Source organism: Streptomyces sp. RP5T (genome assembly GCF_003933965.1).
In the GTDB taxonomy this organism is placed as follows: Bacteria; Actinomycetota; Actinomycetes; order Streptomycetales; family Streptomycetaceae; genus Streptomyces.
On sequence record NZ_RSAJ01000496.1, the window covers coordinates 1 to 6173 of the forward strand.

The 6173-nt window shown below is 71.5% G+C and carries 8 protein-coding genes; 3 read left to right on the top strand and 5 right to left on the bottom strand.

Annotated features, from left to right (window positions below; all coding sequences use genetic code 11):
* Positions 1–149: 149 nt before the first annotated feature.
* Positions 150–653: a CGNR zinc finger domain-containing protein gene (locus EHS43_RS34440; RefSeq protein WP_125194573.1), complete on the bottom strand. Its 504-nt coding sequence runs from the start codon at positions 651–653 to the stop codon at positions 150–152.
* Between the two features lie 119 nt (positions 654–772).
* Between EHS43_RS34440 and EHS43_RS34445 the strand changes: the two genes are divergently transcribed.
* Positions 773–1132 carry a VOC family protein gene (locus EHS43_RS34445; protein ID WP_125194574.1) on the top strand — a complete coding sequence of 120 codons (360 nt, stop codon included), beginning with the start codon at positions 773–775 and terminating at the stop codon, positions 1130–1132.
* Between the two features lie 28 nt (positions 1133–1160).
* Positions 1161–1544 (top strand): VOC family protein, encoded by a 384-nt coding sequence (locus tag EHS43_RS34450; RefSeq protein ID WP_125194575.1) that lies wholly within the window; start codon positions 1161–1163, stop codon positions 1542–1544.
* Between the two features lie 9 nt (positions 1545–1553).
* On the opposite strand, the gene EHS43_RS34455 is transcribed toward EHS43_RS34450, so the two are convergent.
* From EHS43_RS34455 to EHS43_RS34470, 4 genes are all read right to left on the bottom strand, one after another.
* Positions 1554–2660: a dipeptidase gene (locus tag EHS43_RS34455; protein ID WP_125194576.1), complete on the bottom strand. Its 1107-nt coding sequence runs from the start codon at positions 2658–2660 to the stop codon at positions 1554–1556.
* 150 nt (positions 2661–2810) lie between these two features.
* Positions 2811–3998 (bottom strand): dipeptidase, encoded by a 1188-nt coding sequence (locus EHS43_RS34460; RefSeq protein WP_185806538.1) that lies wholly within the window; start codon positions 3996–3998, stop codon positions 2811–2813.
* Complete coding sequence (gene purE / locus EHS43_RS34465) at positions 3995–4492, bottom strand: 5-(carboxyamino)imidazole ribonucleotide mutase (protein ID WP_037900329.1); 498 nt, start codon at positions 4490–4492, stop codon at positions 3995–3997. The genes EHS43_RS34460 and purE overlap by 4 nt, the downstream gene beginning before the upstream one ends.
* 20 nt (positions 4493–4512) lie before the next feature.
* Complete coding sequence (locus tag EHS43_RS34470; RefSeq protein ID WP_125194577.1) at positions 4513–5652, bottom strand: 5-(carboxyamino)imidazole ribonucleotide synthase; 1140 nt, start codon at positions 5650–5652, stop codon at positions 4513–4515.
* 177 nt (positions 5653–5829) lie between these two features.
* Between EHS43_RS34470 and EHS43_RS34475 the strand changes: the two genes are divergently transcribed.
* A partial coding sequence (locus EHS43_RS34475) for a GtrA family protein (RefSeq protein WP_148104155.1) occupies positions 5830–6173 on the top strand: 344 nt, incomplete at its 3' end.

Sequence of the window (6173 nt, forward strand, 5' to 3'; positions counted from 1 at the left end):
TTGCAGGCCCGCCGACACCAGCCCGTGCGGAGCCATGGGTGGCCGCCGTTCCGGCCGGGGCTCAGCCGGCCGGAACGGCGTCCACCGCCATTCTCCACACCGCCACCACATTTCGGGAACCGCTTTCCAAGAGTCCGGGATGACAACCGTCACCCCCTGGCGCGGTACCGCCGCATCTTCGCCCGCGCTCCGCACACCTGCATGGAGCACCACCGCCCCCGCCCCGCCGGGCTCCGGTCGTAGTACGCCCAGTGGCAGTCCACGGCCTCGCAGGCCTTGAGACGGGTCCAGGTGCCCGCGACCAGCGACTCGGCGACGGCGGCGGCGACGCGGGAGAGCAGGGACCCGGGGTCGGTGGGGGTAAGGGCGGCCGAACCGTCCGACGCGGCGACCGTCACGAACAGGGGGGCCGCCGCCAGCAGGTCCCCCAGGGGCGTCACCGTACGATGCGGCGGATGCCCGGCGTGGGCCAGCAACGCGACCCGCAGCGACTCCCGCAGCTCACGTGCCCGCTCCAGCTCCCCCTCGGCGATCCCGAACCGCTCCCGCCCCTCCGCCGTGTCCAGCGAATCGGCGCCCGACTCCAGGTCCACGGTGTTGACCAGGGACTCGATCAGGGCCAGTCCCCCGGGCGCGGGCGATCGCTCACTCATGGCTGCACGCTACCTAGCTAGGGAATTCCCTTGCGACGTTACCTCCTATGCGGGAGCATGCGGTAACCGTTACTGGTTACCCGCTTCTACAGGTAACCCCGCGCTTCAAGGAGGAAGCCATGGCCGTCGCCGAACTCGGAGCCGTCGTACTGGACTGTCCCGACCCCCGCGCGCTCGCCGGTTTCTACGCCGGTGTCCTCGGCGGCACCGTCGAGGGCGAGGGTGACTGGGTGGACCTCAGGACCCCCGGCGGACCGTCGCTGGCCTTCCAGGCCGCCCCCGGTTTCGTGCCGCCGAAGTGGCCCGCCCCCGACGCCTCGCAGCAGTTCCACCTGGACCTGACCGTCCCGGACCTGGACGCGGCGGAGCGGGAGGTGCTGGCGCTCGGGGCGAGGCCGCTGGACACCGAGGACCGTTCCCGCAGCTTCCGTGTGTACGCGGACCCGGCGGGGCACCCGTTCTGCCTCTGCGCCTGCTGAACCGCCGGTCGAACCAGGAGGACCTCTCGTGACTGTCGCACGTTTCCGTTCCGTCGTGATCGACTGCCCCGACCCCCGCGCGCTCGCCCGCTTCTACGCCGGGATCGTGGGCGGCACCCCGGAGGACGACGACCCGGACTGGGTGGTCCTGCGGGTGCCCGCCGGTCCCCGGCTCGCCTTCCAGAGCGCCCCGGACCTCACCCCGCCCGAGTGGCCGCGGGCGGACCGCAACTCCCAGCAGTTCCACCTGGACTTCGACGGCGGGACCACCTGGGAGGAGATCGAGGCGGCCGAGGCCAAGGTGCTGGAGATGGGCGCACGGCTGCTGCACGCCGAGGACAAGGAGGACTTCCGGGTGTACGCGGACCCGGCGGGGCACCCCTTCTGCCTCTGCCGTATCGACCCGGTGTAGCGCCGCCGGTCAGCCGTCCAGCTCGGCGATCTTCGCCGTGGACGGTTCGCGGCGCTGCTGCGCCGCCCGCGCGGTGAAGTCGGACTCGCGCAGCAGCCGCTGGACGTTGCCCCAGGTCAGCAGCGCGAGACCGGTCTCGTCCCAGCCGCGGCGCAGCAGCTCGGCGACGAGGTGCGGGTAGCAGGAGGCGTCCCCGAGCTCCTGCGGATGGGCGGTCCCCGCGTCGTAGGTGCCGGACAGCCCCACGCACTCGGCGCCGGCGACCGCGCGCACATGGTCGAGGTGGTCGGCGACGTCCCGGACCGTCGGGCCGGTCTGCTCGGCGGTCAGCGGCACCATGCACAGGCCCTTGGCGGCGCCCAGCTCGGCCAGCAGGTCGTCGGGCAGGTTGGCCGGATGGGGGCGCAGGGCGCGGGCGGCGGAGCGGCTGAAGAGCACCGGCGCCTTGGACACCGCGAGGGCCCGCCGGACGGTGGCGTCGGAGGCGCCGGAGAGGTCGGCGAGGACGCCGAGCCGGTTCATCTCGCGCAGCACCTCCTCGCCGAACCGGGTGAGCCCCGCCGCGCTCGCCCAGGACACCCCGGTCAGGGTGAGGGCGCGCAGGCCGAGGGCGTGCAGGGAGCGCAGGATGCCGAGCGAGTCGCCGAGGGCGGCGGCGCCCGCCGGACCGAGCAGGACGGCGGCGCGGCCGCAGTTGCGGGCGTCGGTGGCCTGTCCCGCGGTGCGGGCCAGACGCAGGCCCTCGGGATGGTTGCGTACGACCGTCTTGACCAGGTCGAGCTGTTCCAGGGTGGCGCCGACGGCACGGTCGCCGTCGAGCCCCTCGGGCAGGTGCAGCGACCACATCAGGGCTCCCACGTGCCCCTCCCTGAGCCTCGGTACGTCCGTGTCCACCGCGCTCTCGCCGAGTTCCAGGTCGAACCAGGGCAGGTGCCGCAGGGCCCAGGGCAGTCCGCTGTAGCCGTCGGCCACGGGGTGCGCGGCGAGCAGGGCGCGGGCGCGGTCCAGGAGCTCGGCGTCCGGGTCGGAGCCGGGGGTGCGCAGCTCCGGCACGGCTCCGAAGAGCGCGGGCAGCTCTCCCACCTCGGGGTGCAGTTCGTCCTGGAGATCTGCCATGACGGGCTCCCGTACGTCGTGATCTTCCTGATCGCCGTACGGTCACCGTCGCACGGAGCGCGGGGGGCTTCCTGGTGGGCGGGGCGTTCGGGGGTACGTGGGTGCGGTTCCCCGTGCCGCCCCGGCCACCAGGTCAGGGTGCCCGGACGCTCAGGCGTCCAGCCGCGTGATCGTCGCGTTGGAGGGGCCCCGGGCGGCTTGGAGGTCCCGGGCCACGTCCTCGGCCGCGCCCAGCACCCGGACCGCGTTCTGCCAGGTGAGCTTGGCGAGGTCGGTGCGGGACCAGCCGCGGTCGAGGAGCTCGGCGATCAGGTTCGGGTAGCCGGAGACATCGGTCAGGCCGTCCGGGGTGAACGCCGTGCCGTCGTAGTCGCCGCCGATGCCGATGTGGTCCACGCCGGCCGTCTCGCGCATGTGGTCCAGGTGGTCGGCGACCGTCGAGACCGTGGCGACCGGGCGCGGGTTGCGCTCTTCGAAGGCGCGGTGCACCTTCATCGCCTCGGGAGTGGTGGCGAGGTGGTGGAAGCCGTGCTCGCGCATGTTCTCGTCGGCCGCGGCCGTCCAGTCGACGGCGGCCTGGAGGACGAACTTCGGGACGAAGGTCACCATCGCCATGCCGCCGTTGGCCGGCAGGCGCTCCAGGACGTCGTCCGGGATGTTGCGCGGGTGGTCGCACACGGCCCGCGCGGAGGAGTGCGAGAAGATCACCGGCGCGCTCGTCGCGTCCAGCGCGTCCCGCATGGTCGTCGCCGCCACGTGCGAGAGGTCCACGAGCATGCCCTCGCGGTTCATCTCCCGGACCACCTCGCGGCCGAAGGCGGAGAGCCCGCCGACTCCGGGTGCGTCCGTCGCCGAGTCCGCCCAGTCCACGTTGTCGTTGTGGGTGAGGGTCATGTAGCGGACGCCGAGCGTGTACAACGCGCGTAGCGTGGCGAGGGAGTTGGCGATGGAGTGGCCGCCCTCGGCCCCCATGAGCGAGGCGACACGGCCCTCCGCGCGCGCCGCCTCCATGTCCGCGGCGGTGCGCGCGGCCCGCAGCGCGGACGGGTACCGGGCGATCAACTGCCGTACGCAGTCGATCTGTTCCAGGGTCGCCGGCACCGCGTCGGGCAGGTCCGAGCGGACGTACACCGACCAGTACTGCGCGCCGACCCCGCCGGCCCGCAGCCGGGCCAGGTCGGTGTGCAGGTGGGCGCTCTGGTCGGTGGCGATGTCACGGGCGTCGAGGTCGTAGCCGACCTGTTCGCGCAGCGCCCACGGGAGGTCGTTGTGACCGTCGACGACCGGGAACTCGCGCAGGAGTTCCCGGGCCGCCTCCAGCCGGTCCACGGCGGTCACTTGCCGAAGCCGAAGCCGTTGGAGCCCTCGACCTTGGACCTGAGGCGCTTGCCCTTCTCGGTGGCCTGGTCGTTGAGTTCCTGCTGGAACTCCCGCATCCGGCCGAGGAGTTCCTCGTCGTGCGCGGCGAGGATACGGGCCGCGAGCAGACCGGCGTTGCGGGCGCCGCCGACGGAGACGGTCGCGACGGGGACACCGGCCGGCATCTGCACGATGGACAGCAGCGAGTCCATGCCGTCGAGGTACTTCAGCGGGACCGGCACGCCGATCACCGGGAGCGGGGTGACGGAGGCGAGCATGCCCGGGAGGTGGGCGGCTCCCCCGGCCCCCGCGATGATCGCCTTCAGACCGCGCTCGGCCGCCTGCTCGCCGTACGCGATCATCTCGCGCGGCATGCGGTGCGCGGAGACGACGTCGACCTCGTACTCGATCTCGAACTCGTCGAGGGCCTGGGCGGCGGCCTCCATGACGGGCCAGTCGCTGTCGGACCCCATGACGATGCCTACGACAGGGCTCATTCGGTGATCGTGCCTCTCAGGTAGCCGGCAGCGTGACGTGCGCGTTCGAGAACGTCGTCCAGGTCGTCGCCGTAGGTGTTGACGTGGCCCACCTTGCGGCCGGGCTTCACGTCCTTGCCGTACATGTGGATCTTCAGCTTGGGGTCGCGGGCCATGCAGTGCAGGTACGCGGAGTACATGTCGGGGAAGTCGCCGCCGAGGACGTTGACCATGACGGTCCACTTGGCGCGGGGGCGCGGGTCGCCGAGCGGGAGGTCGAGGACGGCCCGGACGTGGTTGGCGAACTGCGAGGTGACCGCGCCGTCCTGGGTCCAGTGGCCGGAGTTGTGCGGGCGCATCGCGAGCTCGTTGACGAGGATGCGGCCGTCGCGGGTCTGGAACAGCTCGACGGCGAGGTGGCCGACGACGTCCAGTTCCTTGGCGATGTTGAGGGCCATCTCCTCGGCCTTGAGCGCGAGGGCCTCGTCGAGCTCGGGCGCGGGGGCGATCACGGTGTCGCAGACGCCGTTGACCTGCTGGGACTCGACGACCGGGTAGGCGACGGCCTGGCCGTGCGGCGACCGTACGACGTTGGCGGCGAGCTCGCGGACATAGTCGACCTTCTCCTCGGCGAGGACGGGGACGCCGGCCCGGAAGGGGTCGGCCGCCTCCTCGGCCGAGTCGACGACCCACACGCCCTTGCCGTCGTAGCCGCCGCGGACGGTCTTGAGGACGACGGGGAAGCCGTCGCCCTCGGCCGCGAAGGCCGCCACGTCCTCGGGGTCGCTGACGATCCGGTGCCGTGGGCACGGCACACCGATCGCGTCGAGCCGCGCGCGCATCACGCCCTTGTCCTGGGCGTGCACGAGCGCGTCGGGGCCGGGGCGTACGGGGATGCCGTCCGCCTCCAGGGCTCTGAGGTGCTCGGTGGGTACGTGTTCGTGATCGAAGGTGATCACATCGCACCCGCGCGCGAACTCGCGCAGCGTGTCCAGGTCGCGGTAGTCGCCGATGACGACATCGCTCACCACCTGCGCCGCGGAATCCTGAGGGGTGTCACTGAGAAGCTTGAACCTGATGCCGAGCGGGATGCCTGCCTCGTGTGTCATACGCGCGAGCTGGCCCCCGCCGACCATGCCGACTACCGGGAACGTCACGGCACCAGGGTATCGGTCGCGCCACGGCGGCCGGATTCCACTCCTCTTCCGGGCCTCTTACCAGCTTGTTTCCCGTTGTGTGAGTTCGTCCACAGGCAACGGGTACGGGGGGTGGTTAGCATGGCTGGGTTGACGAAATCACTCGACTGACCGACCCGACTGGGGGACTGTACAACCATGGGACATGGTTCCTCAGGGCTGCGAAGGATCGTTCGCGAAGCGGCCAAATTCGGTGCGGTGGGCGGGGCTGGGCTCCTCGTCAACCTCCTCGTCTTCAACCTGGTCCGGCATGTCACCGACCTGCCGGTGGTCCGGGCGAGCGTCATCGCCACGGTGGTGGCGATCATCTTCAACTACATAGGGTTCCGTTACTTCACCTACCGCGACCGCGACAAGAGCGGCCGTACGAAGGAACTGACCCTGTTCCTGCTGTTCAGCGTGGTCGGCCTGGTCATCGAGAACGGCATCCTGTACACCGCGACCTACGCCTTCGGGTGGGACAGCCCGCTGCAGAGCAACAT